The organism is Paraburkholderia sp. J67 (assembly GCF_905220265.1).
GTDB lineage: Bacteria > Pseudomonadota > Gammaproteobacteria > Burkholderiales > Burkholderiaceae > Paraburkholderia.
On record NZ_CAJMZK010000006.1, the window covers coordinates 152,514 to 178,071 of the forward strand.

The following is a 25,558-nucleotide window of genomic DNA, read 5'->3' on the forward strand; positions in this document are numbered from 1 at the left end:
ATCCTCCATGTTGAAACATGAAGATAACGAGCTGCTTTGCCGTGTTGGTCCGGGAACGCCGGGCGGCACGTTGATGCGGCGGTTCTGGCATCCGGTCTGCACCTCGGCGCAACTGCCCCATCCGGACTGCGCGCCTTTGCGTGTGCGTCTGCTGGGCGAGAACTACGTAGCGTTCCGCGACACCGCTGGGCGCGTAGGCTTTCTCGAAGAACTGTGCATGCATCGGGGCGCGTCGCTGGCGCTCGGCCGCGTCGAGGAAGGCGGCATTCGCTGCCTCTATCACGGCTGGAAGTTCAGCGCCACGGGCAGCGTGATGGAAACCCCCAATCATGCCGATCCGAAATACGCCACACGCCTGAAAGCGCCCGCTTTCCCGGTGCGCGAAGAAGGCGGCATCGTCTGGGCCTATGTGGGGCCGGCCGAACAGGTCCCCGCGTTCTCGCGCTACGCGTTCATGGACACCGAACCGGCTCATCGTGTCGTCCTGCGCATCAACGTCGCCTGCAATTATCTGCAACTGGTCGAGGGCGGCGAGGACAGTTCGCATGTGGGCGTCCTGCACACCAACATGGCTCGCCCCGGCTGGAAGGAAAACGAATTCACGCGCAATACCGATGTCGTCAATCCCGCAGCGCTGGCGTCCAACGATCTCGAACCGGTACTGAAGATCGAAGAGACCGCGTTCGGCTTCCACTACGTCGCCTTGCGCAAGACCGACGACCCGACGATCCGCAACGCCCGTGTGGTGCCGTTCATCGTGCCCTATGGCCGTATCATTCCCGCACCGGCGTTTCTGTTCACCGTGCTCGAAGTGCCCGAAGACGACACGCACACGAGCACTTATATCGTCGTGCACGGCAACGCGCCGGTGACCGAGGAAAAGATCGTCGAATTGCTGGGACTCAACGATCCGGCCTACTACGACCGTACACAATGCACGTTCAAGGCGAACTGGTCGAACGCGTTCGGGCAGAACCGCGAGTTGATGAAGGAGAACTGGAGCGGATTGCGCGGCGTGGAAGTCGAGGACGCCACCATCGGGCTCTCGCAAGGCCCGCTCTACGATCGCTCGCGCGAGCACCTCGTCCCGGCCGACCAGGCAGTGGTGCGCGTGCGCCGCGTGCTGCTCGATGCGATCCGGCGCGTGGCGGCCGGTCAGGAGCCGCCTGCACTCGGCCTCGATCTGCGCGGCGTCGGCGCGTGCGATAGCGCACTGGAAGAAGGGGCGCCGTGGCAGGACCTGCTGCCATCGCACCGCGAAGCGACCGCTGCCTGAGGACGCGCGCCATGTCAGCCACCTCATCCGAATCTCCTATTCCGGACTACTTATCGCTTCTGCGGCTCGACGGGCGCGCAATCATTGTCCTGGGCGCCGGTCAGGGTATGGGCGAGCAGACCGTCCACGCACTCGCGCAAGCCGGCGCACGCGTTCTGTGCGTGGACAAGGATGCGCAACTCGCCCAACGTGTCGCCAGCGCGGTCGGCGGCATAGCCTGCGCGGCGGACGCCACGTCGCGCGCGGACATGCAGCGCGTATTCGATACCGCCCGCGAGCAGTTCGGACGCGTGCACGGCGTGGTCGACATCATCGGCGTCGCGGGCATCAAGCCCCTGGCGGCCGTCGACGATGCCTCGTGGAGCCAGCAGTTCGATATCGTGCTGCGCCACGCGTGGCTGGCGATCCAGATTGGCGGCGAGATGATGAAGGCCGATGGCGGTGGAACCTTCGCCTTCGTTGGCTCGCTCGCGGGCGATCGTGCGGTGCCTAACGAGGTCGCCTACGCCACGGCGAAAGCCGCGCTGCATCATCTGGTGCGCTGCGCGGGCGCCGAGTATGCGCGCCACCATGTGCGCATCAACGCGGTGTCGCCGGGATTCGTGCGCACGCCACGGCTCGTACAGCGGCTAAGCGATGCCAACTGGTCGGCCATTGACGAAGCGATCCCGCTCGGCCGCGCCGCGACACCCGCCGAGATCGCGGGCCACCTCCTCTATCTGAGTTCGGATCTGAGCGCGCATATGGCGGGGGAAATCATCAACGTCGATGGCGGCATCGGTGTGCTCGCCGCCGTGCCCGAGTTGAACTTCGCGCCGTCGGCAACGCCCACGCCCTGAGGGCAACGCGTTGAGGCGCGTTTGATACGGCTCCAGTGTTCTCCGCGTTTTACGGTCTTTTCCATTGAAGGCAGGAGGACTTGACATCCCGCCACGCAACACGCGTGGCGGGACTTTTTCGTTCGTTCAACCGAGCTTGAGCAAATTCTGAATGGCCAACTGGCCGCCGGGGATCTGGAACAGCGGGCCGCCAGCCTTGATCGAACCGAGGTCGATACCCACGAATCCCGCCTGCCCGATCAGACGCGACACGCTGGCGTTTGCTGCTGCATCGTCGCCCGCGAGGAACAGCACACGCCGCGCGCCTTCAACACCCGTATCGCTGGACACCAGTGCGGCGGGCAGGTGATTGAGCGCCTTCACGACACGCGCGCCCGGCACGAATTCCGCAAACACTTCGCTCGACGTTTTCCCGTACAAGTCGAATGGCTTGAATTCTGGCGCCTCGATCGGGTTGTTTGCGTCGATCACAATGCGGCCGCCGAAATCGGGCAAACCAGCCAAAGCGGCGGGCAGCTTCGACCACGTCACCGCAACCAGGACGATATCCTGTGCCGCCGCTTCTTCTCGGGTGCCGGCCTTGATGGTGGGGCCGAGTTCGCTGACAAGATCCGCGAGCGATTCCGGTTCGCGGCTGTTGGCGATGACCGCCTTGATGCCTTTCTGCGCCAACGCTTTTGCAAAAGCGGAGCCAATTGCGCCCGCGCCAATAATGCCGATCGTTTCCATGAAACTATTCCTGTTTGTCCGTGATGGGGTGTAGGCATATTGCCGCCGTTGCCATCCAACGAATAGACACACAGCGCTTGAAGCATTTTCAACCAATGCTTGAAGATTCGGCCAACGTGGCATGCCCCGCAAACGACGATCAAACCGCGGAATATTTCTGCGCCAGTTGCCGCTGCCTGAAGGCCTCGGTCATGAAGTCGGCGAATGCGCGCGCTCTCGCCGGCAGCAACGTGCGCGAAGCGTAGTAAATCGAAATCGAGCCAGCGTCTGCGTACCACTTTGGCAGCACGCGCACGAGCGTGCCAGCCTCGAAGTCGGCGAGCACATCGGGCAATGCCAGCATCGCGACGCCCAGATCGAGTCGCGCCGCTTCGCGCATCGCGCCGGGATCGTTCATCACGACGTCGTCGCTGAGCAGTGCAGTGGCCTCGCGCCCTGCTGCATCGCGCATCGTCCACTGACGAACGCGGCCGGTGCTGGTGGCCCGCATCGTGATGCCCTTATGTGCAGCGAGCCCTGCCGGATCTTCGGGCGGAATATGTTCATGCAAATAGTCTTTCGATGCGACCGCAACGATATGCGCAGGCGCAAGCGTTCGGGCGACGATGCCCGGCGCGAACGCGAATCCGCCGCCAATGGCAAGGTCGTACCCTTCCTTGACCAGATCGACCCGGCGACTTTCGAAGTGCCATTCGGGGCGAATGCGCGGATAGCGCTGCAGGAATGCCGGCAATAGCGGCAGGACATGCGTCAGACCGAAGGTCGTGCTCAAGCTCACCTTCAGTACGCCGGCGGGCTCGGGCGCATCCGAGGATGCCTCCTCGATCGCGGCCTGCAATGCATCCAGACTGCCGCCGATCGCGTGCAGCAGGCGCGCGCCCGCCTCCGTGAGCGTGAGCTTGCGCGTCGAGCGCTGAAAGAGCCTCACGCCGAGGTTGCGTTCGAGCATCGCCATGTTGCGGCTCACGGCCGCAGCCGTGAGCCCCAGACGCCGCCCCGCTGCGGCAAAGCTGCCATATTCGGCGCTCTTCACGAAGCTTTCCAGATTGGCGAGGGTTTCCATCGGCGCCTTTAATGGTTGTTCGCGCAAGCATCGCGCAAGTGCTCGATCAGCCATCGGCCAGCCGGACCTGGCGGCGCGGCCGAGGGGTAGACCGCCAGCATGGGGAGAATGTGCCCGCCCGGAGGAACGTCTTCGATCTGCAACTCGACAAGCTGGCCAGCGCGAATATCGTCCTGGATGGTGTGCACGGGCATGCCGCCCCACCCCAGCCCATGCAATAGAAAAGCGTGCTTGGCGAACAGATCGGCCACGCGCCAGGTGTCCGCCGACATCACGCCGAATTCGTGACCGGCGGACAGGTCGGTGCGATCGGTCAAGACGATCTGGGTGTGACGCGCGAGTTGATCGCGGGGAATCGTCACTTGCCAGGCGGCAAGCGGATGCGTGCGCGCCGCGACCATCGTGAATGCGATGTCGGCCAGCCGCTCATGCGCAAGCCCGGGTGGAACGAAAGGCAGCGAGCCCACGATACCCAGCGCGGCCCGCCCGTCCATGACGGGCTGATATGCGCCGCCAAGCGCTTCGGCGTAGAGCCGCAACGGGACAATCGGAAAGCGCTCGCGAAAGGCTTTAGCGGCCTCTACGACGACGTGAAAGGGAAAAAAGACATCAAGCACGACGGCAAGCTCCGGCTCGAGACCCGACGTCATGCCCTTCGCGCGCGCTTTCATCCCGTCCACGCCCGAGAGAATCGTGCGCGCGTCCGCCAGCAGAACGCGCCCCTCTGACGTCAACACGGGATAGCGGCCGCGCCGGTCGAACAGGCTGACGCCGACTTGCCCCTCCAGATTCGACACCAGTTCGCTGACCATCGATTGCGCGCGGCGCAGCTTGCGCGCCGCGCCGGAAAAGCTCCCTTCATCGGCAGCGGTGATGAAGGCGCGCAACTGATCCAACGATACGCCGTCCAGCATGGCGTTCTCCTGAGCTATCCGCGACGGTCGTATGCCGGCCTATGCGGGCATAGGCCGGCGCGGAACCACCGCATTAACCTGCGCTAGCCGGAACGAGTCCCGTACCCGCACGCCCACGACGCTGGTCGAGGCTATAAGCGCCCGCGCCAAAGTAGGCGATTTGCAGCAGGCCACCCGCCATCATGACGTTCTTCAGGAAGTGAATCATCTGGTTCTGGTCGGCGAAATTGTGGTGGAAGAACACGGCCGTCGCCAGACAGAACAGCGCCATCACCACCGACGTGAGGCGCACGCGATAACCCGACAGCAGCAACAGGCCGCCGCCCAGTTCGATCAATACCGACACGGCGAAGGCGAGCGGCGGCAGCGGCAGGCCAACGGCCGTGATATAGCCTACGGTCGCGGCATATGCGCCAAGCTTGCCCAACCCGCTCATGACGAACGGCGCGCCCAGCAGGATGCGACCCAGCAGCGGAAGAAATTTGTATCGTTCCATGACGATCTCCTCAATGACATTCACGTTGGTGGATCGGGATAAGGAACTCGAACTGGTTTCCACCCACACCAGTCCAGAGTATTCAGAGGCGCATTTCGTCGTACTGCAATTCCCCTCACGACCTGCACCTGTTCATTGCCGCCATACTAGTTGCGCAACGATCGGCTGCCTATCTCCCGAATTGCAATGAAACTTTGCGCGTGATAGAACGTTGAGGTCTTAGCGCGGGCGCCGAAGAACCCGATCACCGATCTCAATGACCTGCGCCTGTTCGTCGAAGTCGTCGAACAGGGCAGCTACACGGCCGCGGCCCGCACGCTTGGTCTGCAAACGTCGAAGCTCAGCCGGCGGGTTCGCGCACTGGAGGAAGAACTGGGCGTGCGCCTGCTCAATCGCACGAGCCGCAGCCTCTCGTTGACCGAAATCGGGCGGCGCTTCCACCAGCACTGCGTGGCGCTCGTGGCGGAATCGCGGGCGGCGCGGGACATCGTGGACCAGACGCGTTCGCAACCGCAAGGAACCCTAAGGATCAGTTGCCCGGTGGGAATGTTGAGCTCGGGCATCACGGCGATCATTGCGCAATATCTTCAGGACAATCCTCAGGTTCAGGTGCTGATCGATGCCACCAACCGCCGCGTGGATGTTGTCGAAGAAGGTCTCGATTTCGCCATCCGGGTACGTCTGCCGCCGCTGGAAAACACCGACCTCGCGGTGCGCCAGCTTGGCCTCTCCGCACAGGTGCTCGTTGCGAGCCCGAAGCTCGTCGCACGCCATACCACGCCCGCTTCGCTGGCCTCGCTCGAATCCTGGCCGACCCTTGCGATGGCGAGCAACAGCGAGCGCTTCACCTGGCACCTGGTGGACGCCGAAGGCAAGACCGCGTCGTTGACCCATCAGCCGCGTCTCGCGACGGACGATCTCGCCAGCCTGCGCATCGCCGCCCTCAACGGGGTGGGTGTGGCCGTGCTGCCGCGCGAGCTGGTCGACGCGGACCTGCGTGCGGGTCTGCTGCTGCACCTGCTGCCAGACCTGACGACCGCGCCCGGCCTGATCCACGCGATCTTTCCTTCGCGTCGCGGCATGGTGCCCGCCGTACGGCAGTTGCTCGACGCACTCGTGGCCGGTTTCGAGGCATTGAACCAGAAGCGTTAGACCCCATGCCGCCAGCGGGTGCAACGCCCCTGGCGCACACGAACGCCCTCGCGGCTGCCTGGCCGCGTTGAACATCGTCCCCCCCTTTTGCACCTTCGATCCGGCGCTCGGGTGAGCACCTCGGGCAGCGCTGCGCGCTGCGTTTTCGCGTCCGCCGTCCTGTCCAAAACGTGTTGACACCTCCAGTTTCGCCACCTAACATACAACAATACTGCATGCATTCACTATTGTTGAATATAGAAACCGCAGATGTGACGGCGCTGGATCCGTCATCCCTGTCCTGAACCAGGCGATAGCTTCGGGCGACGCAACGCCCTGAAGTCCAGGAGGAGACTTGATGAACCTGATTTCGTACGAGCGCGGCACACGCGCGCCAACGTTGATCGACAAGCCAATTGGCGAGCACTTCGATGAAATGGCCGCCAGAATGGGCGACCATGCCGCCGTAATCAGCCGGCACGAAGGGATCCGGCTGAGCTACGCCGAACTTCGCGAGCAAAGCGACGCGCTGGCTGCGGGACTGCTGGCATCCGGGCTCCAGCCCGGCGACCGGATCGGCATCTGGTCGCACACGAATGTCGCCTGGCTGCTCATGCAACTGGCCACCGCGAAGGCGGGCCTGATTCTCGTGAATATCAATCCCGCCTACCGGATCGCGGAACTGGAGCACGCGCTCAATCTGGTTGGCTGCAAAGCCATCGTGACGATGGTGCGCTATCGCACGAGCGAATATCTGGGCATGTTGACGGAGCTTGGGCGCGCGCGTTTGCCCATGCTTGAGACGATCTGGTGGATCGACGAGCCCGATGCGCAAGGCGTACCCGCCGAAGCCGGCGCGCAGCGTTACTCCGATCTATTCAACATCGCACCGGCAGGCAAGGCCTTGCTCGAGCGCGTACGCCCGAACCCGGACTACGCGGTCAACATCCAGTTCACCAGCGGCACGACAGGCTTGCCCAAGGCCGCGACGCTGAGTCACCGCAACATCCTGAACAACGGCTATTTCGTCGGCGAGTGCATGAAGCTGACCGAGGCGGATCGCGTCTGCGTGCCCGTGCCGATGTATCACTGCTTCGGCATGGTGATGGGCAACCTGGCCTCGCTCACGCACGGTTCGACCATCGTTTATCCCTCGGTGCGCTTCGACGCCGAAGCCGTTCTCGACGCCGTGCAGGCGGAAAAATGCACGGCATTGTTAGGCGTGCCGACGATGTTCATCGCGGCCCTGAATCATCCGCAGTTCGCGACCTACGACACGCGCAGTCTGCGCACCGGCATCATGGCCGGCTCGCCCTGCCCGATCGAAATCATGCGACGGGTGATCGACGCCATGCACCTGCCTGAAATCACCATCGCGTATGGCATGACGGAAACGAGCCCGGTGAGTTGCCAGAGCATGACGCACACGCCGCTCGAAAAGCGCGTGACCACCGTGGGCCAGGTCTTGCCCCATCTCGAAGTGAAAATCGTCGACCCGCTCAGCGGCGAAACGGTCGAGCGCGGCCGCTCCGGCGAGCTTTGCACGCGGGGTTATTCGGTGATGCTCGGTTACTGGAACCAGCCGGAAAAGACCCAGGACGCCATCGACGCCAAAGGCTGGATGCACACCGGCGACCTCGCCACGATGGACGCGCAGGGCTACGTCAATATTGTCGGGCGCATCAAGGATATGGTCATTCGCGGCGGTGAAAACCTTTATCCACGCGAAATCGAGGAATTCCTGTACAGCTGCCCCGGCGTGCTCGACGTGCAGGTGGTGGGCGTGCCGGACGAGCGCTTTGGCGAAGAACTCTGCGCATGGATCGTCACTCAGCCGGGCGCCTCGCTCGACGAAGAAGCGGTTCGCGAATTCTGCAAGAGCCGAATCGCGCACTACAAGGTGCCCCGCTATATTCGCTTCGTCGAATCGTTCCCGACCACCGTCACGGGAAAAATTCAAAAGTATTTGATCCGCCAGATCATGAGTGAAGAACTGGGCCTCAAGGAAGCCCATACGGCGTAATGCTCGCCGCGTTCCAGAGCACGCCTATTCCGCCACTACCGCTTACTGGAGTCACCCCAATGGTAGAAGTCGACATGCAATCGGTCTATATCGTCGCGAAAGATATGGACCGGCTCTCGGAGTTTTATCGCTCCGCCCTGAACCTGCCCATGCAGTTTCGCGATGCATCCAGGTGGACGCAGTTCCGGCTGCAACGCAGCGCATTCGCACTGAGTTCCGTGGAAGAAGCGGCACAAGGGGCCACCGGCGCAGTGCCCGTTTTTCAGATCGCGGGCGAGCACCGGGACGACATGGAGCAGAAGATTCTGGCCGCTGGGGGCCAGCTAATCGGCAAGCGCGACATGGGCTCGCACGGTTCCGTGTCCACGTATCAGGACCCCGAAGACAACCTCTTTCAGGTATTCAGCAAGGCTCCCGCACGCGAAGCCTGACGCTTACCTTATTCACTACTGGAAAAAACATGAAGTTCGGCATCTTTGATCAAAACGATCGCAATGGTCTTCCCATCAATCAGCAGTACGAAGATAGACTGAAAATTATCGAGCTTTACGACCAGCTCGGTTTTTATTGCTATCACATGTCGGAACACCACGCCACGACACTGAGCGCCTGCCCCTCGCAGAGCGTGTTCCTTGCCGCCGCCGCGCAGCGCACCCGCAATCTGCGTCTGTCGCCGCTCGTCTATATTCTGCCGATCCATCATCCGCTGCGTCTGGCCGAAGAAATCTGCATGCTCGATCATCTGAGCGGCGGCCGCTTCGAATACGGCGTGGGCCGGGGCGCGTCGCCTCACGAGATCGCGGCGCTGGGCATCGACCCTTCGACAGCTCAGGCCCGCTATATCGAGTCGTACGAAATCATCAAGCGGTTTCTCAGCTCGGACACCCTCAACCATGACGGGCAGTTCTGGCAATTCAAGGACGTTCCGGTCGAGATCAAACCGCTGCAATCGCCGCCTCCGACCTGGTATGCGCTTGCGTCGCCGGAATCGACGGTCTGGCCCGCGCAGGAAAAGATGAATATCGTCTGCGCCGGTCCCGTCCAGCGCGTACGGGCGATCACCGACCGTTATCGCGAAGAATTCGCGAAACGTCATCCGTCGGCCGCCGAGCCGCTCATGGGCGTGAATCGCTATATCGTCGTCGCAGAGACAGACGAGGAAGCCCTGGAGATCGGCAAGCGCGCGTGGTCCACCTTCTACCCGAACTTCTTCAAGCTCTGGAAGAAGCACGGCACCGAACCCGTCAACCAGAAGCTTCCGCCGAGCTTCGAACCGCTCGTGGAATCCGGGCTCGCCGTGGTGGGACGACCGGAAACCGTACGTGAAAAGCTGCTGGAGCAGGCGCATGACGGCGGCTTCAACTACCTGATCGGCACCTTCGTGTTCGGCGATATGTCGATGCGGGAAGCGAGGACTTCCATCGGTCTCTTCCACGAGTCGGTCATGCCCGCATTCAGCGAAATGGAACAGGTGCTGTCATGAATGCCCCCACGTTGTCCGCGCACGAGCAGGCCGCGATCGAGGCGTTCGACAAGCGTCAGTTGCGCAGCGTACTGGGTTCGTTCGTCACCGGCGTCACCGTGGTGACGACGCGCGACGCACAAGGGAAAATGCATGGCCTCACCGCCAATTCGTTTTCCTCGGTTTCGCTCGATCCGCCGCTTGTCTTGTGGAGTCAGGCCACGTCCGCTGGAAGCCACGCGGCGTTCAACGAGTCGGAGCGCTTCACGATCAATATCCTGGCGGAGGACCAGCATGGCCTCGCCAATCACTTCGCCACCCGAACGCCCGACAAGTTCGCGGGCATCGACTACGACGAAGGCATCGCCGGATTGCCCGTCCTGCGCGAGTGCAGCGCATGGCTGGAATGCAAGGTGGTCTCGCGCTTTCCCGGCGGCGACCACGTGATTTTCGTCGGCTCGGTGGAGCGCATCCGCCAAAGCGAACGGCGTCCGCTTGTGTTTGGCGGCGGCCAGTATCTCGTGGCCGATCCGCATGATCTCGGTCGCGCGCCAGTCGGCACGCAGGGCGCCATGAAGTCCCAGCCGCATGCGATGCGTCTCGCGAGCCGCCACATGGTGCGGCTCGCGCAGACGCTCGACAAAACGCTTGCGCTGGTGGCCTGGGGCAATCATGGTCCCACCGTGGTCGCGTGGCAGGCCGCCCGGACACCCGTGGCCGCGGATCTGCCGCTCGGACTCGTGCTGCCCGTGACATCCTCGGCATCCGGGCTCGCGCTCGCCGCCTTTCTGCCACCGGAAGCCATCGAGCGATTTGTTGCCGCCGAACTGCGCGAAAACGCACGCAATGAGTCGGCGGATCTGCCGGCTAACGCCGGGTCGCTTTCCGCGTTGCTTGAATCGATCAGGATAACGTACAAAGCGACGAGGCGGCCCGGCCCGTTCCATGGCGACCGGGTACTCGCCAACGCCGTCAGCGTGCCCATTCTTTCGCCGGACGGCGTGGCCGTACTGGCATTGACGGCCATCGGTCCGGCGGAACAGTTCGATGCTGCAACGGAAGCCTCTTGCGCGAACGCCCTCAAGGCGGCAGCGGAAGACATATCCGCGGCGTTGAAGGACGCCGCCAACGAAAACTCGCCCGTTGCGAGATGACTATCCGCCCCATTCGATCATGACTGAAACCGATAACCGTCTACTCGACACAGCGTTGCCCGCTGTCGAACAGATCACCTTGAATCTCGACGCGCTCGACGGCAAGCGCGCCATCTCGTACCGCGCGGCCGGCGACGTCAACGCGCCGCCCATCGTGCTGCTGCATGGCATCGGATCGAACTCGGCGGGCTACCGCGCGCAATTCGCCGGACTCGCTGCGCACCATCGTGTGATCGCCTGGAATGCGCCAGGCTACGGAGAAAGCAGCCCGTTCGCGATCCCTGCCCCACGCGCCACGGACTATGCCGAGGTCGTCATGGCGCTGATGACTGCGCTCGGCATTGCGCGCGCAACCCTCGTCGGCAGCTCGTGGGGCAGTGTTATCGCGGCGACGTTCGCAGCTCGATACAAGCGGGCTACGCACGCGCTCGTGCTGAGCGCCCCCAATGTGGCGCGCGGACATCTTGCTGAGGAGGCGCGGGCAGCAGCGCGCGAAGCGTTGATGAAAAGCGGCGCGGCCCAGTCGCCCGAAGCGCGCGCCGCCGTGGTCGACGCCCTGGTCGCGCCGCATACCGATCCTTTGGTGCGCGCGCTAGTGGCGCGACTGCGGGACGCCGTGACGCCCGCGGGTTGGCGACACGCGGTGGACATGCTGTTTTCGGCGTACACGCCAGCGGTCGTGGCTTCAGTCGAGGCGCCGGTCTCCGTGATCATCGGCACACTGGATCGCATTGCGCCGATCGACGAGCATGCGCGTCCAATTCACGCGGCGGCGCCCGGTTCGACGATGCATGTGCTCGATGGCATTGGCCACATGCCGAAGCTCGAAGCGCCGGATGCCTTCAATGCCATCGTATTGGCCGCTGCGGCTGGAATGGAATGAGTCGAGGTGGGCGTCATGACAGGTCCGTCGCGTACAGCGGCGGACCCTCGCGATGGGCCCGCGAGCGTGGCGCTTACGCGATCCTGCGGGACACCTTGCCCCCCAACGCCGTCGTGGCACGCAGCGCGCTATCGAGCAGCGCCTGGATGGCGTTGCCCTCGCGATCCGTATCCAGCGTGGAGGGCGTGCCGATCAGGCTGATCGCGAACTGGAGATGGCCATCGCGATCCCAGATCGGCGCGGCAACCGACACGTAGCCAAGATTGCCGCGATGAACCGTTGTAAAGCCCAACTCGCGCAATTCCGTGCTTGCCTCTTCACGCAGCGCGGCCGGGTTCCAGTCCCGCTCGGCCGACATTTCGCGCGCCATGAGGTCGTCGGTGCGACTGGCAGGCAGGCAAGCCACGAAAAGTTTGCCCGCCGCCGTCGTCACGAGTGGGATCAGGCCCGTGCGCAGTTCGAGGATGCTGCGCGCTTCGCCTTCCTGCTTGAAGAGGCTGACGGGTCCGTCGTCGGTCCAGGCGGTCACGGCCGCCGAGCTCAAGGTGGCGTCGCGCAAGGCCACCACTTCACGGCGCACGATATCGAAACCGTCGAGCTGGTTAATGGCGCTCATGCCCAGCGCGAGCGAGGCCGGCCCGAGTTTGTAGCATCCGGGTTTTTCGTCGGCGGATACGAGACCCGTGCGCACGAGACTAATCATGTAGTTGCTCGTAGCGCTCGGAGTCAGATCGGACAGCGCCGCAATCTCCTTGAGCGGCAATGCCCGCACACTGGTTTGCAACGCCGACAGGATCCGGAACGCGATCTCGACGGACTGAATGCCACGCCGCGCACTCACATTGGTCATTTTTCAGCCGTATTGAAATTGAAAATGAGGTCGAAAGTGAAGTCGATGAAATCACGCCGCCCCGGGTTTCTCCGGACAGCGGCTTTGTTGACACCCTTAGGGGCCATCCCTATAGTGTTCAACATAGATTCTGCCATTCATTATTGTTGAATGCAACACCCCGAGGGAGCGGGGAATCATAAGCTGTCGCCGCATGGCGGCCCCAGGGTTGGCGTTTCATATCTTCAACTTATTTAGCATTACTACTTTTTCGCGTCTCTCAACCCACCACCAAAACAATAACAACCGCTTCGGAGTCAGAGCAATGGCCTTTCTTGGACGTACGACGGCAGGAACCCTCGCAGCATTGTCAGTAGTCGGCATCGCACACGCGCAATCGAGTGTCACGTTATATGGCATCGCGGATACCGCTGTGCAGTACATCAGCAACGTGGGCGGACACGCGCTCTTTCAGGAAGGCAACACGCATTCACCCGATATTTATGGTTTGAAGGGCGTGGAAGATCTCGGCGGCGGTCTGCGCACGATCTTCGATCTTCAGGGCGAGTATTTGCTGAACAACGGCGAGTCGCTCGTGCCCGGATCGCTGTTCAATCGCAAGGCTATCGTCGGTCTGCAATCGGATTCTTATGGCACGCTGACGTTCGGGCATCAGCCAAGCTTTATGTATGACGTTTTGACGAACTATCAGACGCCCTTCCTGCTCGGCAATATTCTCTCGCTGCACGTGGGCAATCTCGATGAAGTCGCGAACTTCTATCAGTTCAACAATGCCGTGAAATACGTGAGCCCGACGTACGGCGGTTTTTCCGCCGGCGGCGAATTTGCGTTTGGCAACGTGCCCGGCGCATTCGCCGAAGGCCGCAACTATTCCCTCTTCGTCCAGTACAAGAACGGGCCGCTCAGCCTCGCGGCCACCTACGCGAACGAGAACAACCGCTATCTTGAACTGTCGAGTTTCATCGGCCTGCCGTCCCTGTTCGGCACTGCGCTGCGCCAGGGCGAAGGCGTGGTTGCCAACAAACTCGTCGACTGGGGGCTGGGCGCCACGTATCAATTCTCGCGCGTATTGCTGCACGCCACGTTCACACAGTCGCGCATTACCCTGACTACGGGCCAGGGGACCGCCAATACTGTCGACGCGGGCGCGAACTGGACGTTCAGACCCGACGACATCATTGCGATTGGCGGCTGGGTCGAAAATCTCGATGGCGGCAACTGGAAGACCATCACGGTATCGAACACATATCTGTTCTCGAAGCGCACCTCGGTCTATCAGCAAGTCACGTATCAGCACGCCTCGGGGGCGAATAGTTTCGCGTCGCTCACGGGGGCGGGCGTGGCGTCCGGCCGATCGACCACCGGCGTTTCGATCGGCATCCAGCACTTCTTCTGAGCCTTACACGCTTTTGCCCCTGCTAACACTCGCGCGGCGGGGAGCCACCCTCCGATGTATCGCTCCCAGCGATGGATCGCATCAAGAAATACAGGCTTCCCGCAAGGCGCGCTGGCGAATACCCTAAGGCCATATCCTCAGCAGCCTTTGGCAACCGAACATCATGTCGCTTCAAACAATTCCATTAGATACTGCATCGCCCGACATTCAACCTGCTCAAGAGCGAACGATCATGCTTCGCACGACGGGACATCAGCACGGTCCCGTGATCCGCATGGTCAGTCCAGGCGACCTCGGCGAAGTCCTGAAACCTTTCGTATTCCTAGATTATTTCGAAAGCTCGGCAGCCGCGGGCTTGCAGTTCGCCATGCATCCTCATTCGGGCCTGGCCACCACGACCTTGCTTCTGCAAGGGGAAGTGCAGTATGCCGATACGACCGGTGCGTCGGGAACGCTGCCCGCGGGCGGCGTGGAGTGGATGAACGCCGGTAGCGGCGTCTGGCATGGCGGCGGCGCCAAAGGCAGTGGCACCGTGCGCGGTTATCAGTTGTGGACCGCTTTGCCGCCAGCGCTCGAACTGGGTGCGCCTGCCAGCCAGTATCTGTCTGCGAAGGACGTGCCCCAGGTCGGCCAGGCGAGCCTGATTCTCGGTAAATACAAAGGCGTCACCAGTCCCGTCATGGCGCCGCCGGGTATCAACTACCTGATGGTGCGATTGTCAGCCGGCGAGCAATGGCAATACACACCGCCAGCCGGTCATACCGTTGCGTGGCTCAGCGTCCAGCGCGGCGCCGTGCATATCGGTCAGGAGCGCGTCGCGAATGAACTCGTCATCTTCGATAAATCGGAGCGCATGTTGAGCATTTCAGCCGACGAGGCAACCGAGTTTGTCATCGGCTCAGCTATTGCGCATCCGCACCCACTCGTGCTTGGCCATTATTCGGTTCACACCACAAGCGAAGCGCTGCGCGTGGGCGAAGCCCGGATCAGGGACATCGGCGCACAGCTTCGTCGTGCCCGCTAGTTTGCACCGCGTCCTTCATCATAGTTGTCCCGCCTCGAGATTTAGCCCATGAGTTCCGTGCGATTCCCAGCCAATGATTTACGCGCGCTGGCCGCGCGGCAGCTTTTCGCGGCGGCATTTGTCGCAAGCGGCATCGACAAGCTGTTCTGGCCGCTCGCAACCGTCGAGTCCTTCAGGTCACTCGGCTTGCCCGCTCCCATGCTGGGGTGTGTCGGCTCCATGCTGCTCGAACTCACATGCGGCGTGCTGCTCGTCGTGGGCTACCGCACCCGCGCCGCCGCAAACCTGCTGGCAGGCTGGTGCATCCTGAGCGCTGCGCTTTTTCATCATGGCTTGGCCGATCACCATCAACTGAGCGAGTTTCTCAAGAACTTCGGCCTGGCAGGCGGGCTGCTTGCGCTCTCCATTGGCGGCGCCGGAGCATTCAGTCTCGACCGCATGATGGTCGACGACGCCTTCGCGAGTACGCCGGCCAGGTATTGACCAGTCAGGAATCCTTTATGTTTAACGTTCAAGCGGGCGATGCCGCCATCCCGGCCATTGGCTTCGGCACTTATGGCGTCAGCGACGCGGAGATTCACCGGCTTCTCCCTGCCGCCATTGAGGCCGGCTTTCGCCATATCGATACCGCGCAGATTTATCGCAATGAGGCCGCTATTGGCGACTGCGTCGCCGCTTCCGGGATCGCAAGAAATGAATTCTTCCTGACCACCAAAGTGTGGGTCAGTCATTACGCCGAGGCATTCTTCGAAGCCTCCGTCAACGAGAGCCTTCGCAAGCTCAAGACTGACTATATCGATCTATTGCTGCTGCACTGGCCGGGTTCGGATGTCCCGCTCGCGGAACAGATCGCCGGGCTCAATGCCGTGGTTCGCGCGGGCAAGGTTCGGCATATTGGCGTGAGCAACTTCAACCGGGCACAGATGACCGAGGCCATTCGCCTTTCCGCCATCCCGCTCGTGACCAACCAGTTCGAATATCACCCGTATTTGAATCAGTCTCTGCTGATCGACAGTACGCTCGAGGCGGGACTGGCCGTGACCGGCTATTGCGGTATGGCGATCGGCCGGGTTTTTGCGGACCCGACGTTGAAGGACATCGCCGGCAGTCATGGAAAAACCATCGCGCAGATTGTGCTTCGATGGCTGATTCAGCAAGCGGGTGTCGTCACGCTTTCCCGCACCACCCGGATCGAGCGCATGGCGTCGAACCTCGCGGTGTTCGACTTTGAACTGGACGGTGCGGAGATGGCAGCCATTCACGCGCTGGCGACCAACAACAGCCGGATTGTCGATCCGCCTGGATTCGCGCCGGTCTGGGACAGCACCCGCGCGTAAAACCTTCGCGCGCCGTCCGGTTCCAGTGAGAACCGGCGGCGCGCAACGCGCTGCGCGCTAGAAAACGTGTTTGATGCCGACGTCGACACCCACCGTCGTGCCCGCGACGCCGAAGATCGCACCGTTGATCGACAGCCCCGTATTCATGCGCCCGTGATTGTTCACAACGCCCACCTGGCTGTACAACGACGTCGCCTTGGAAAGCGAATACTGCGTTCCCACGGCCCCCATGATCGAATGGTTCGACGTATCGTTTCGATCCGAGGTGAACCAGACACCGCCATTGAGATTCAGCGCGGGCGTCACGTAGTATTCGAGTCCGCCGCCATAGACATTGTTGCTGAACGATCCCGCGACCTTATAGCTGGAGAACGAGGCCTTGACGACGAGCGTTGCAAACCGGTACGCAATCCCCAGCACGCGGCCGAAGAAGTCAACCGTCGTGGGCAGCGGAGTCTGCTCGGCGCCGCCCGAATTGGCGTTATAGAACGCGGCGTCGATCAGCAGGCTGCCGTTGTCGTATTTCAGATCCGCGGAATATTGCCGGCCGGCCGCGAAATTGCCCGCTTCGCCACCGAACGCGTAAAGCACACTCCCCTGAAATCCGGCAATGGTGGGCGAGGTGTAGGACACCGCGCTGGAACTAAAGACACCCGTTGCCGCGACATTGTCTACGTAGATGACCGCGCCGCTGGCAAAGGTCGACGTACTGCGTGGATCGATACGGTTAAGGGCTAGAAAGAAGGGAGAAAACTGCAACCCGACCTTGACCTCGCCATACTGACTATTGAGTCCCCCCCAGGCCTGACGCCCAAAGAAGTTCCCGTTAGAGATGCCGACGCCGCCGTTGGCGACGCTGATGCCGCTCTCCAGCCTGAATTCCGCCTTCAGACCGCCGCCCAGATCTTCAACGCCCTTCATGCCGAATTCGGACGGCGACAAGCCCGCGTCGATCAGCGAAAACTGCTTCCCCGCGTTCTGCCCCGTTTCGAGATTCAAGGTCTTGCTCGTGTAAAGCAAGCCCGCGTCCAGAACACCATAGAGCGTCACGCTGCTTTGCGCGTGCGCCGTGCTGGTCAATGCCATGATGATCCCGGCGGCTATCCCCCGGTAGGTAAAGCGCTTCTTTTGCTCGCCCATCTGCCATCTCCTCCGATATCCCGGCATGAATATAGTTTTACGTCGGCCTTCCCATAACATCAGCATTCCTATTTAACTGCGCGACAAAACCGGGGTTCGAACCGCGTCTGTTTTGCGGACGCCACCCCAATACATCTTCCGTGGAAGATACATTCGACATGACCTAAACGTCAACCTCGTTCCGGCCAGGTAGTTTCCCGAGCGCGCGGCCCTATCGGGTCGCCAGCCCGGCGATACAGGTTCGTCCGCATCGGGGGGAATTTTTCGTACAATAGGGCACGGTCGCATGCGGGGCAGGCCCCACTGCACATGGCCGGACCGCACGAACTTCCAGGGAAACCATCGAGATGAGCGCTGCCCCCGCGAAACGATCCGCGTCTGAGCGAAGCCGCAAGAACGCAGTACCGGAACCCTCCGCGCCCGCCGGAAAATCACTCACTCCGGGGGCCAGCCAGATTGAATTCATTACGGCGCAATGGCGGCATGAACACGGCGAGCTCGACCTCTCCAACTTCCTGCTCGCGATTTACTTCATGCGCATCGGCACGGTAGTCGAGCAGGCCTTCGACAAGATGTGCAACAGCCTGTGTGGGATCAGCGGCTCGGACATGCGGGTGCTGCTGGCGTTGCGCCGCAGCGGCCATCCCTACGCGAAGCGGCCAACGGATCTGTACCGTGCGCTGCTCGTGACGTCGGGCGCGATCACCAAGAAAATCGACCGGCTCGCGGGCCTGGGTCTGGTCGAGCGTCAGCCCGACCCCGGTCACGGCGGCGGCTTCATCGTCCACCTGACCAAAAAGGGCCTGGAGATCGTTGAGAAGGCGATTGTGAAGCTCGCGGAAGAATCCTCGCTCGCGCCGGCAATGGCGCACTTTTCCGAGGAGGAGCGCGCCGCAGGCAACGCATTCTGTCTGCGCACGCTAGCCTTGATCGAGGAACTGGTCCTGCCGGGTCTGGAGGAGACCGACGCGGCGCCGGAAAAAGCCAAAGCGGGCCGCACGCCTCGCCCCCGCGCTAAACGCGTATAGCGCGCATGACGCTACGCGCGGGCATGCCGCCGCGCGTAGCCATGATGAAACGCAATCAGCCGAAGATCTTGTTCGCCACCCCGGCGACCAGCGCGCCTTGATGACGCGCGCCTTCCAGTTCGATCGCACTCGGCTGCCGTTGCCCCTGGCCACCCGCAATGGTCGTGGCGCCATAAGGTGAGCCGCCCACGATCTCATCGAGCGTCAACTGTCCTTGATGGCTGTACGGCAAGCCGACGATGACCATGCCGAAATGCAGCAGATTGGCGATGATGGAAAAGAGCGTCGCTTCCTGGCCGCCGTGCTGGCTCGCCGTCGACGTGAATGCGCCGCCGACCTTGCCGTTGAGCGCGCCGCTCATCCAGAGACCGCCTGCCTGATCGAGAAACGCCGCCATCTGTGACGAAATACGCCCGAACCGGGTTGGCGTGCCGATCACGATCGCATCGTAGTTGGCCAGCTCCGCCACCGTGGCCACGGGGGCCTGCTGGTCGAGCTTGAAGTGCGCCGCAGTGGCGATGTCCTGCGGCACCGTCTCCGGCACGCGCTTGACGTCCGCGCTCGCTCCCGTCGAGCGAGCGCCTTCTGCAACCGCCTCTGCCAGGGCTTCGACATGCCCATAGGTGGAGTAGTACAGCACCAAAACCTTCGACATAGCAGACTCCTTTGCATGTTTCCGGCAACGCCGGGATGACGAGGCGCGTAACGCTGGCGATGGCAGCGCCACTCACCTCACTGACGAATGCTCAACGGTTTCGACCATCACCAGTTCCGCGTCTTCCAGCGCCACGATCTCGCTGGACGCCACGTCCGTAATGGCCACGCCATCCAGTGGCCCGACAACCTCGCCGTCGATCTCGATACGCCCCGAGGCGACCACCAGGTAAGCGCGACTCGCCTGCCCCCACGCCTGCACGATACGCTCGCCCGCCATCAGCGTGGCCCCGAGTACGCGTGCATCGGCGCGGATCGGCAGGGCGCCTTCGTCGTGCGCGAATCCGCTTGCGAGCACGGCGAAGCGCCCTGACCGGTCGGCCTTCGGAAACGAGCGCTGATGCCAGTAAGGCTCGCCGCCGCGTTCGCGCGGCAACAACCAGATCTGATAGAGCTTGAGCGGTACATCGCCCTTGTTGGACTCGGTGTGCCGGATTCCCGTGCCGGTGCTCATGACCTGCACGTCGCCCGCGCGAAGCGTGCCTTCCGAGCCTATCGTATCCCGATGCGCCAGCACGCCCGCCCGCACGTAGGTGACGATCTCCACGTCACGATGCCCGTGCAGGGGAAAGCCGCTCCCGGGCGCGATTTCGTCGTCGTTCCATACGATCAATGGACCCAACGCACCGTGGGCACGATTGCCGCCCGGATCGACGGCAAAATGGTATTTCGCGCGCAGCCAGCCGAGATTACCCTCATCCAGCGATGCCCAACGTCTGTGTGCAAGCATTTGCGCCTTCCTTTGCAAAAAATGAGCGACAACCAATGCTATATCGGCAAGGTTTTCGGCGAAATGCGTGCGCTTACAAAGCAACGTTGCGTCGGATAGAACGATCTCAGGCTACGCGAGCGATGCCGGTTCGCCAGGACAACAACGGAAGCCTCGCCGGCATCAGCCGCCCGATTTTCCAAGAGGATTCCTGATCGAATTCCCTGCCCGACCAGATGGCTTACATGAAGATGGCCGGATCGACGTTCGGGCAAGCGCGCCGTCCGCCAGCGGGCGGCGCGACAAACCGCGCTATGATGAAGCGCCTTCACCGCTCAAGGCAGCATACTGAAGCGAACCTGTAAGCCTTTCGTCCACCTCAACGTGACGTCAGGTGTTTGCAGGAAATGGCAGACGAGTGGGATTCCAGTCATTGTTCCAGTCACGCAAGCGATGAAACAACGTACATGGCCCAGATTCGCTACCAGCTGTTCCGTTCTGGCATCCGTGCCGTTAGCGGGTTGCGCCGCCCGTGGCGCGCCCGCCTTTGCACTATTCGGTGCGTATTTCCCCTTCTGGCTGATGAGCGCCATAGCCGGCGTCGTGGGCGCGCTCATCGCCCATCGCGTCTTCGTGGCGACCGGCTGGGTCCGCGCCGTGCCCTGGCAGCTTTCTGTGTGCACGGCGATCGGCATCGTCACCGGCGTGCTCGTCTGGCTAGCCGGAACGGGGCAACTCTGACATGAAAATGGCCGGCGCCCCTTCGTCCCCCGCATGGAAAGGCCGCGCGATCGCGGCCGCGATCATCGTGCTCGGTCTGGCGGCGCTCTGGTACGCGTACGACCGCTCGGCGCGCTTTCCCTCCACCGACGATGCAAGCATCGACGCAGATGTCGTGCACGTCGCCGCGCCCGTGGGCGGGCGCATCGTGCGGGTGCCGGTCGAGGAGAACGCCCGCGTAGCCAAAGGCGACGTGCTGTTCGAAATCGATCCGCTGCCTTACCGGCTCGCGGTGGCGCAGGCGCAGGCCGAGGTCGAACTGGCGCGCGCGGCGCTGGCGACGCGGCGCCGCTCGGTGATCGGCGAGACCTCGAATGCCGCCATTGCCGCCGACCAGACCCACCGCGCCAGCCACAATTACGATCTCGCGACACGCAGCGTCGAACGCTTGCGCCCGCTCGCCGCGCAGGGCTATGTGTCCGCACAGCAGTTCGACCAGGCGGTCGTCGCGCAGCGCGATGCAAGCGTCTCGCTGGCGCAGGCCAAGGTGCAGCAGCAGTCGTCGGCGCAGACCATCGGCGACGATGCCGACGCCATCGCCTCCCTGCACGCTCGCGAGGCGGCGCTCGCGCTCGCCCAGCACGCGCTCGACGATACCGTCGTGCGCGCGCCATTCGACGGCTACGTCACGGGGCTTTCGATACTCGCGGGCGAGACGGTCGCGCCCAACCAGTCCATCTTCACGCTGATCCACGCCGGCGAGTGGTTTGCGGTGGCGAATTTCCGCGAGACCGCGCTTGGCGCGATCGAGGTTGGCGACTGCGCGACCGTGTACTCGATGATCGACCGCAAGCAGGCGATGAGCGGCAAGGTCATCGGTATCGGCGCAGGTATTACGGACACCGATCGATTAAACCTGCCGCGCGGCCTGCCCTATGTGCAACAGTCGGTGAACTGGGTACGGGTCTCGCAGCGCTTTCCGGTGCGCGTGCGCATCGAGGCGCCGCCCACGAGGCTGGTGCGCATCGGCGCAAGCGCGATCGTCGAGGTCCGGCATGGCCAGTCCTGCCGCTGAGGTCGCAAGCGCGGTTTCCACCGACGTCGCTGGCGACGTCACCGCGCCCGGCCCTCGCGAGATCGCGCGTCTGCTCGCGCCGTTTCCGGGCCGCGCCGCGATCGTCACGCGCATCGCGCTGATCTGCGCGCTGACCGTGCTCGTCGCCAGCGCCTATGGCACACCCGAAGCCGCAACATCGGCGTATATCGTGTTCTTCCTGAACCGGCCGGATCGTGTGACGAGCGTCGTCATGTCGTGCGCTCTACTGCTGCTAGTGAGCGTGATCATCGGCATCGTCATGGCGGTCGCGATCGTCTGTATCGACCTCCCTCCATTGCGGGTCGCCTGCATGGCGCTACTATCATTCGGACTGCTATTCGTGACCTCGGCGAGCAAGCTGCGGCCGGTCGGTGCGATTGTCGCCATGATTGTCGGCTTCGGGCTCGACGAACTCGGGCTCGCGCCCATCGGCGAAGCCGCCACCCGCGGCCTGTTGTACGCCTGGCTCTTCGTCGCGATTCCGATCGGTCTGGCGATCGTCGTGAACCTGCTGATGGCGCCGTCACCGCGCAGGCTCGCCACGGCGCAACTCGCGCGGCGAATGCGGCTCGCGGCGCGCCGCCTCGCGAATACGGCCAGCGACGCCGAACGCGCCGCGTTCGAGACCAGCCTGCGCGAAGGCAATCACGCGATCATGACGTGGCTAAAACTCGCCAGTCTTGAAGGCACCTTGACGAAGGCCGATAGCGCCGCGCTGCGCCAGGCCACCGCGTCCACCACAGCGATCCTGATCGCGACGGATCTCAGCGCGAGCGAACCCGGCGCGCGGCTGCCTGTCGAGTATGCGGCGCAACTCGCCGACACGATGATGCAAATGGCCGCGATGCTCGACGCAGGCGGCTATCCGGTAGAGATCGCCGTGCCAGTGCCCTCGCCTGAAAGCGCCGCGCCGACGCCCCTCGCCGCGCTCGTGCTGGCAGACCTGCGCGCGGCGCTGGAGCAGTTCGCCGTACCGCCGCCCGCGAGCGCCCCTGCCGCTGAGGAGCACGCCCCCGCGCCTCGCGGCTTCTTCGACGCAGACGCCTTCAGCAATCCCGATCACGTCCGCTACGCGCTAAAAACCACGGCGGCCGCGATGTTCTGTTACCTGCTCTACCAGCAGCTCGACTGGCAAGGCATCCACACCTGTTTCATCACCTGCTACATGGTATCGCTCGGCACGACGGCCGAGACCGTCGAAAAACTGACGCTGCGCATCGCGGGCTGTCTCGTCGGCGCGCTGCTCGGCACGGCAGCCATCGTGTTCGTGACGCCGATGCTGACTTCCGCTGGCCAGTTGATGGCGCTCGTCTTCGTGGGTGCGTGGCTGGCCGCCTGGGTCGCGATGGGTTCGCCCCGCATCGCCTATGCCGGCATGCAGATCGCGTTCGCCTTCTTCCTGTGCGTGATCCAGGGACCCGCGCCCGCCTTCGACCTGACGATCGCGCGCGACCGGGCGATTGGCATCCTGATCGGCAACGTCGTGGTCTATCTGGTGTTCACGCGCGTCTGGCCCGTGAGCATCGCAAGCCGTATCGACAACACATTCGACGCGCTGGTCGCGCAATGGCGACGCATCGCCCGCGCCACCGACGCCGGCACACGCCGCACGCTCGTGGCGAATGCGCTTGCCGAGTATGGCGGACTGCGCCAGAACCTCGGACTGATCCACTACGAACCGTCGTGGGTCCGCCCCGCCGCCACGTGGATCGCCAGCCGACGACGAGCGCTAGCGGAACTCGGGGCGCTGGAAACGCCGTTGTTTTTCGCCGCAGGCCGGGCAGGCGCAGCAGGCGATGCGCGTCTTGGCGAACTCGCACGCCAGTTCTCGCCTGGTAGCGATGCTCATGCGAGTGCCATGAGCTCACCTACCGGGCCTGCCGCCGAAGTCGCAACGGACCCCGGCATCGACGCCTTACTGAACCTCGTCGCGCAACGCTACGCCGCAATCGCCCAGCCCGCAACGCCGAAGGAGACGAGCACCGATGCGCGCCCTTGAACCGACGCCCCGGATGATCGCGCTGGCCCTTGCCTTGAACGCGTGCGCACTCGCGGGATGCGCGACGTCCTCGCTCGATCTCGCGCCGCCTGCCGCCGATCGTCCCTGGCAGCCGCAGACGGATGCGGCCGGCAACATTGTCGCCGGGCCGCCTCGTAGCGCCGCCGACGCCGCGCACGAAGGCTACACCTTGCCACGCAGCGCTGTGCTCGCGAATATCGAAGCGGCAGCGCCACTCGATAAGAACCATGCCTACACATTGCCCGAATTGATCGATCTTGCGGAATCCACCAATCCCCTCACGCGCATCGCCTGGAACGATGCGCGCAACGCGGCGCTCGCTGCGGGCATCGCGAAGACCGCTTATCTGCCGCAACTCACCGCGACGGCGATGGGCGGCTACCAGGCCGCGAGCGGGTCCGCATCCACGCTGCTCGGCAATACCTCCACGAGCTCGGATATTCACGGCACGGTGTCGGTGCTGGCGCTGCAATGGTTGCTGTTCGACTTCGGCGGCCGCCGCGCGCGCGTCGACGCGGCGACCCAGCTTTCGCTGGCCACCAACATCGCCTTCACGGCGTTGCATCAGCAGATCATCCACGACGTCAGCATCGCGTACTACACCTACGAAGCCGCCGACGCGCGAGCGCGCACCACGCAACAAGCCCTCGACAACGCGGACGGCATCCTTGCCGCCGCACGCGCGCGCCTTAAACAGGGCGTAGGCACCGTCGTCGAACTCGCGCAGGCCACGCAAAACCGCGCGCAGGCCAACCTCGCGAAAGTGCAGGCCGATGGCTTCGTGAGCGACAGCTATTTGAGCCTCGTTTCGGCGCTCGGTATTTCGCCGTTGTCGAAGCCAGCGATTGCGCGGTTGCCAACGCGCACGCTCTCGCCGTCCATGCATCAATCCGTCGATCAAATCGTGGCCGATGCCATCGCACGACGCCCGGACGTGCAAAGCGCGTACGCAATCGAACAGGCAAACCAGGCAAAAATCCGCGCCGCCGAGGCGGCGTTCATGCCGAAGGTATTTCTGGCTGCGAACGCCGCGTACGGCACGGGCAGCACGGCGATCACGGCGATTCCGCCCATCGGCGATCAGGCGGCCACGGTGAATCTGAACGGCAGCCGGCGTAGCGGCAGCGTCTTTCTCGGCGTGACGATTCCGCTTTACGACGGCGGCTTGCGCTCGGCCGTGCTGATGCAGGCGCGCAACGACGCCGATAGCGCCGCCGCGAAATTGACGCGCACGCGCGACGAGGCGGTCCGCCAAGTCGTCGCCGCGCAGAATGCGCTCACCACGAGCCTGGCTTCTAACGGCGCTGCGAAGGCGCTGCTCGACGCCACGCAGACGACTTACGACGCGGCGTTTGCTGCATATCGGCATGGGGTTGGCTCGATCACCGATGCGCTGCTTGCACAGAACCAGTTGCTGGCCGCGCAGAACGCGTTTGCGGATAGTTATAGCGCGGCGTTGGCGGCCGCGGCTTCGCTTGCGTTGGCTACGGGGGAGATGGGGGGCGCCCCGGCGGAGAGTGGGGGGAGTGAATGGTGACAGGGCGACAGCAGGCG

At 63.2% G+C, this 25,558-nt stretch carries 25 protein-coding genes; 17 read left to right on the forward strand and 8 right to left on the reverse strand.

The window, feature by feature from the left end; all coding sequences use genetic code 11:
• Nucleotides 1-7 precede the first annotated feature (7 nt).
• Both U5782_RS14105 and U5782_RS14110 read left to right on the forward strand, forming a co-directional pair.
• The gene (locus U5782_RS14105; RefSeq protein WP_322044446.1) at nt 8-1,276 is read left to right on the forward strand and encodes a Rieske 2Fe-2S domain-containing protein; all 1,269 of its coding nucleotides are present in this window, start codon (nt 8-10) and stop codon (nt 1,274-1,276) included.
• An 11-nt stretch (nt 1,277-1,287) separates the two neighbouring features.
• Complete coding sequence (locus U5782_RS14110; protein WP_322044447.1) at nt 1,288-2,115, forward strand: SDR family oxidoreductase; 828 nt, start codon at nt 1,288-1,290, stop codon at nt 2,113-2,115.
• Between the two features lie 126 nt (nt 2,116-2,241).
• On the opposite strand, the gene U5782_RS14115 is transcribed toward U5782_RS14110, so the two are convergent.
• The 4 genes from U5782_RS14115 to U5782_RS14130 form a co-directional block, all read right to left on the reverse strand.
• Complete coding sequence (locus U5782_RS14115) at nt 2,242-2,844, reverse strand: NADPH-dependent F420 reductase (protein WP_322044669.1); 603 nt, start codon at nt 2,842-2,844, stop codon at nt 2,242-2,244.
• A gap of 139 nt (nt 2,845-2,983) precedes the next feature.
• Nucleotides 2,984-3,907: a LysR family transcriptional regulator gene (locus tag U5782_RS14120; RefSeq protein WP_322044448.1), complete on the reverse strand. Its 924-nt coding sequence runs from the start codon at nt 3,905-3,907 to the stop codon at nt 2,984-2,986.
• An 8-nt stretch (nt 3,908-3,915) separates the two neighbouring features.
• The gene (locus U5782_RS14125) at nt 3,916-4,821 is read right to left on the reverse strand and encodes a LysR family transcriptional regulator (protein WP_322044449.1); all 906 of its coding nucleotides are present in this window, start codon (nt 4,819-4,821) and stop codon (nt 3,916-3,918) included.
• Between the two features lie 73 nt (nt 4,822-4,894).
• The gene (locus tag U5782_RS14130) at nt 4,895-5,317 is read right to left on the reverse strand and encodes a DoxX family protein (protein ID WP_322044450.1); all 423 of its coding nucleotides are present in this window, start codon (nt 5,315-5,317) and stop codon (nt 4,895-4,897) included.
• Between the two features lie 243 nt (nt 5,318-5,560).
• Here U5782_RS14130 and U5782_RS14135 point away from each other — a divergent pair, with 243 nt between their 5' ends.
• The 6 genes from U5782_RS14135 to U5782_RS14160 all read left to right on the forward strand — a co-directional run bounded on the left by U5782_RS14135 (nt 5,561) and on the right by U5782_RS14160 (nt 11,970).
• Nucleotides 5,561-6,469, forward strand: a complete 909-nt coding sequence (locus U5782_RS14135) for a LysR substrate-binding domain-containing protein (RefSeq protein WP_322044670.1) — start codon at nt 5,561-5,563, stop codon at nt 6,467-6,469.
• Nucleotides 6,470-6,806: 337 nt separating this feature from the next.
• Nucleotides 6,807-8,471 (forward strand): AMP-binding protein, encoded by a 1,665-nt coding sequence (locus U5782_RS14140; RefSeq protein WP_322044451.1) that lies wholly within the window; start codon nt 6,807-6,809, stop codon nt 8,469-8,471.
• A 59-nt stretch (nt 8,472-8,530) separates the two neighbouring features.
• Entirely contained in the window at nt 8,531-8,902 is a 372-nt protein-coding gene (locus U5782_RS14145) for a VOC family protein (RefSeq protein WP_322044452.1), read from the forward strand.
• 29 nt (nt 8,903-8,931) lie between these two features.
• Nucleotides 8,932-9,954, forward strand: a complete 1,023-nt coding sequence (locus tag U5782_RS14150; RefSeq protein ID WP_322044453.1) for an LLM class flavin-dependent oxidoreductase — start codon at nt 8,932-8,934, stop codon at nt 9,952-9,954.
• Nucleotides 9,951-11,087 (forward strand): flavin reductase, encoded by a 1,137-nt coding sequence (locus tag U5782_RS14155; protein ID WP_322044454.1) that lies wholly within the window; start codon nt 9,951-9,953, stop codon nt 11,085-11,087. Before U5782_RS14150 ends, U5782_RS14155 begins: the two co-directional genes overlap by 4 nt.
• Nucleotides 11,088-11,106: 19 nt before the next feature.
• Complete coding sequence (locus U5782_RS14160; protein WP_322044455.1) at nt 11,107-11,970, forward strand: alpha/beta fold hydrolase; 864 nt, start codon at nt 11,107-11,109, stop codon at nt 11,968-11,970.
• A 73-nt stretch (nt 11,971-12,043) separates the two neighbouring features.
• Here the strand turns inward: U5782_RS14160 and U5782_RS14165 are convergent, their stop codons facing one another.
• Nucleotides 12,044-12,820 (reverse strand): IclR family transcriptional regulator, encoded by a 777-nt coding sequence (locus U5782_RS14165; RefSeq protein WP_322044456.1) that lies wholly within the window; start codon nt 12,818-12,820, stop codon nt 12,044-12,046.
• 304 nt (nt 12,821-13,124) lie between these two features.
• On the opposite strand from U5782_RS14165, the gene U5782_RS14170 reads away from it, so the two are divergent.
• The 4 genes from U5782_RS14170 (at nt 13,125) to U5782_RS14185 (ending at nt 16,577) form a co-directional block, all read left to right on the forward strand.
• Nucleotides 13,125-14,216, forward strand: a complete 1,092-nt coding sequence (locus U5782_RS14170; RefSeq protein ID WP_322044457.1) for a porin — start codon at nt 13,125-13,127, stop codon at nt 14,214-14,216.
• 232 nt (nt 14,217-14,448) lie between these two features.
• A complete protein-coding gene (locus U5782_RS14175) occupies nt 14,449-15,240 on the forward strand; it encodes a pirin family protein (RefSeq protein WP_322044458.1) in 792 nt (263 codons plus the stop codon).
• A 48-nt stretch (nt 15,241-15,288) separates the two neighbouring features.
• Nucleotides 15,289-15,723, forward strand: coding sequence for a DoxX family protein (locus tag U5782_RS14180; protein ID WP_322044459.1), 435 nt, complete (start codon nt 15,289-15,291; stop codon nt 15,721-15,723).
• Nucleotides 15,720-16,577, forward strand: a complete 858-nt coding sequence (locus U5782_RS14185) for an aldo/keto reductase (protein ID WP_322044460.1) — start codon at nt 15,720-15,722, stop codon at nt 16,575-16,577. Before U5782_RS14180 ends, U5782_RS14185 begins: the two co-directional genes overlap by 4 nt.
• Before the next feature lie 57 nt (nt 16,578-16,634).
• On the opposite strand, the gene U5782_RS14190 is transcribed toward U5782_RS14185, so the two are convergent.
• Nucleotides 16,635-17,663, reverse strand: a complete 1,029-nt coding sequence (locus U5782_RS14190; RefSeq protein ID WP_322044671.1) for a porin — start codon at nt 17,661-17,663, stop codon at nt 16,635-16,637.
• 401 nt (nt 17,664-18,064) lie between these two features.
• Between U5782_RS14190 and U5782_RS14195 the strand changes: the two genes are divergently transcribed.
• On the forward strand, nt 18,065-18,745 hold the full coding sequence (locus tag U5782_RS14195; protein WP_322044461.1) for a MarR family winged helix-turn-helix transcriptional regulator: 681 nt from the start codon (nt 18,065-18,067) through the stop codon (nt 18,743-18,745).
• A gap of 55 nt (nt 18,746-18,800) precedes the next feature.
• Here the strand turns inward: U5782_RS14195 and wrbA are convergent, their stop codons facing one another.
• Together wrbA and U5782_RS14205 are read right to left on the reverse strand one after the other, a co-directional pair.
• Nucleotides 18,801-19,400, reverse strand: a complete 600-nt coding sequence (wrbA, locus tag U5782_RS14200; RefSeq protein WP_322044462.1) for an NAD(P)H:quinone oxidoreductase — start codon at nt 19,398-19,400, stop codon at nt 18,801-18,803.
• A gap of 72 nt (nt 19,401-19,472) precedes the next feature.
• Nucleotides 19,473-20,189, reverse strand: coding sequence for a pirin family protein (locus U5782_RS14205; protein ID WP_322044463.1), 717 nt, complete (start codon nt 20,187-20,189; stop codon nt 19,473-19,475).
• Nucleotides 20,190-20,621: 432 nt separating this feature from the next.
• On the opposite strand from U5782_RS14205, the gene U5782_RS14210 reads away from it, so the two are divergent.
• The 4 genes from U5782_RS14210 to U5782_RS14225 are packed head-to-tail and all read left to right on the forward strand — an operon-like array spanning nt 20,622 to nt 25,541.
• A complete protein-coding gene (locus U5782_RS14210) occupies nt 20,622-20,909 on the forward strand; it encodes a hypothetical protein (protein ID WP_322044464.1) in 288 nt (95 codons plus the stop codon).
• Between the two features lies 1 nt (nt 20,910).
• Nucleotides 20,911-21,963, forward strand: a complete 1,053-nt coding sequence (mdtN, locus tag U5782_RS14215; RefSeq protein ID WP_322044465.1) for a multidrug transporter subunit MdtN — start codon at nt 20,911-20,913, stop codon at nt 21,961-21,963.
• Nucleotides 21,944-23,983, forward strand: a complete 2,040-nt coding sequence (locus tag U5782_RS14220) for an FUSC family protein (protein WP_322044466.1) — start codon at nt 21,944-21,946, stop codon at nt 23,981-23,983. Before mdtN ends, U5782_RS14220 begins: the two co-directional genes overlap by 20 nt.
• A complete protein-coding gene (locus U5782_RS14225; protein WP_322044467.1) occupies nt 23,970-25,541 on the forward strand; it encodes a TolC family protein in 1,572 nt (523 codons plus the stop codon). Before U5782_RS14220 ends, U5782_RS14225 begins: the two co-directional genes overlap by 14 nt.
• Nucleotides 25,542-25,558 lie beyond the last annotated feature (17 nt).

Excerpts from the sequence above, each read along its gene's own strand:
- U5782_RS14220 (WP_322044466.1), top strand. The coding sequence starts at position 21,944 with ATGGCCAGTCCTGCCGCTGAGGTCGCAAGCGCGGTTTCCACCGACGTC.
- U5782_RS14225 (WP_322044467.1), top strand. The coding sequence starts at position 23,970 with ATGCGCGCCCTTGAACCGACGCCCCGGATGATCGCGCTGGCCCTTGCC.
- U5782_RS14140 (WP_322044451.1), top strand. The coding sequence starts at position 6,807 with ATGAACCTGATTTCGTACGAGCGCGGCACACGCGCGCCAACGTTGATC.
- U5782_RS14105 (WP_322044446.1), top strand. The coding sequence starts at position 8 with ATGTTGAAACATGAAGATAACGAGCTGCTTTGCCGTGTTGGTCCGGGA.
- U5782_RS14180 (WP_322044459.1), top strand. The coding sequence starts at position 15,289 with ATGAGTTCCGTGCGATTCCCAGCCAATGATTTACGCGCGCTGGCCGCG.
- U5782_RS14160 (WP_322044455.1), top strand. The coding sequence starts at position 11,107 with ATGACTGAAACCGATAACCGTCTACTCGACACAGCGTTGCCCGCTGTC.
- U5782_RS14150 (WP_322044453.1), top strand. The coding sequence starts at position 8,932 with ATGAAGTTCGGCATCTTTGATCAAAACGATCGCAATGGTCTTCCCATC.
- wrbA (WP_322044462.1), bottom strand. The coding sequence starts at position 19,400 with ATGTCGAAGGTTTTGGTGCTGTACTACTCCACCTATGGGCATGTCGAA.
- mdtN (WP_322044465.1), top strand. The coding sequence starts at position 20,911 with ATGAAAATGGCCGGCGCCCCTTCGTCCCCCGCATGGAAAGGCCGCGCG.
- U5782_RS14120 (WP_322044448.1), bottom strand. The coding sequence starts at position 3,907 with ATGGAAACCCTCGCCAATCTGGAAAGCTTCGTGAAGAGCGCCGAATAT.
- U5782_RS14110 (WP_322044447.1), top strand. The coding sequence starts at position 1,288 with ATGTCAGCCACCTCATCCGAATCTCCTATTCCGGACTACTTATCGCTT.
- U5782_RS14165 (WP_322044456.1), bottom strand. The coding sequence starts at position 12,820 with ATGACCAATGTGAGTGCGCGGCGTGGCATTCAGTCCGTCGAGATCGCG.
- U5782_RS14210 (WP_322044464.1), top strand. The coding sequence starts at position 20,622 with ATGAAACAACGTACATGGCCCAGATTCGCTACCAGCTGTTCCGTTCTG.
- U5782_RS14130 (WP_322044450.1), bottom strand. The coding sequence starts at position 5,317 with ATGGAACGATACAAATTTCTTCCGCTGCTGGGTCGCATCCTGCTGGGC.
- U5782_RS14170 (WP_322044457.1), top strand. The coding sequence starts at position 13,125 with ATGGCCTTTCTTGGACGTACGACGGCAGGAACCCTCGCAGCATTGTCA.
- U5782_RS14205 (WP_322044463.1), bottom strand. The coding sequence starts at position 20,189 with ATGCTTGCACACAGACGTTGGGCATCGCTGGATGAGGGTAATCTCGGC.
- U5782_RS14175 (WP_322044458.1), top strand. The coding sequence starts at position 14,449 with ATGCTTCGCACGACGGGACATCAGCACGGTCCCGTGATCCGCATGGTC.
- U5782_RS14115 (WP_322044669.1), bottom strand. The coding sequence starts at position 2,844 with ATGGAAACGATCGGCATTATTGGCGCGGGCGCAATTGGCTCCGCTTTT.
- U5782_RS14145 (WP_322044452.1), top strand. The coding sequence starts at position 8,531 with ATGGTAGAAGTCGACATGCAATCGGTCTATATCGTCGCGAAAGATATG.
- U5782_RS14155 (WP_322044454.1), top strand. The coding sequence starts at position 9,951 with ATGAATGCCCCCACGTTGTCCGCGCACGAGCAGGCCGCGATCGAGGCG.
- U5782_RS14125 (WP_322044449.1), bottom strand. The coding sequence starts at position 4,821 with ATGCTGGACGGCGTATCGTTGGATCAGTTGCGCGCCTTCATCACCGCT.
- U5782_RS14190 (WP_322044671.1), bottom strand. The coding sequence starts at position 17,663 with ATGGCATTGACCAGCACGGCGCACGCGCAAAGCAGCGTGACGCTCTAT.
- U5782_RS14195 (WP_322044461.1), top strand. The coding sequence starts at position 18,065 with ATGAGCGCTGCCCCCGCGAAACGATCCGCGTCTGAGCGAAGCCGCAAG.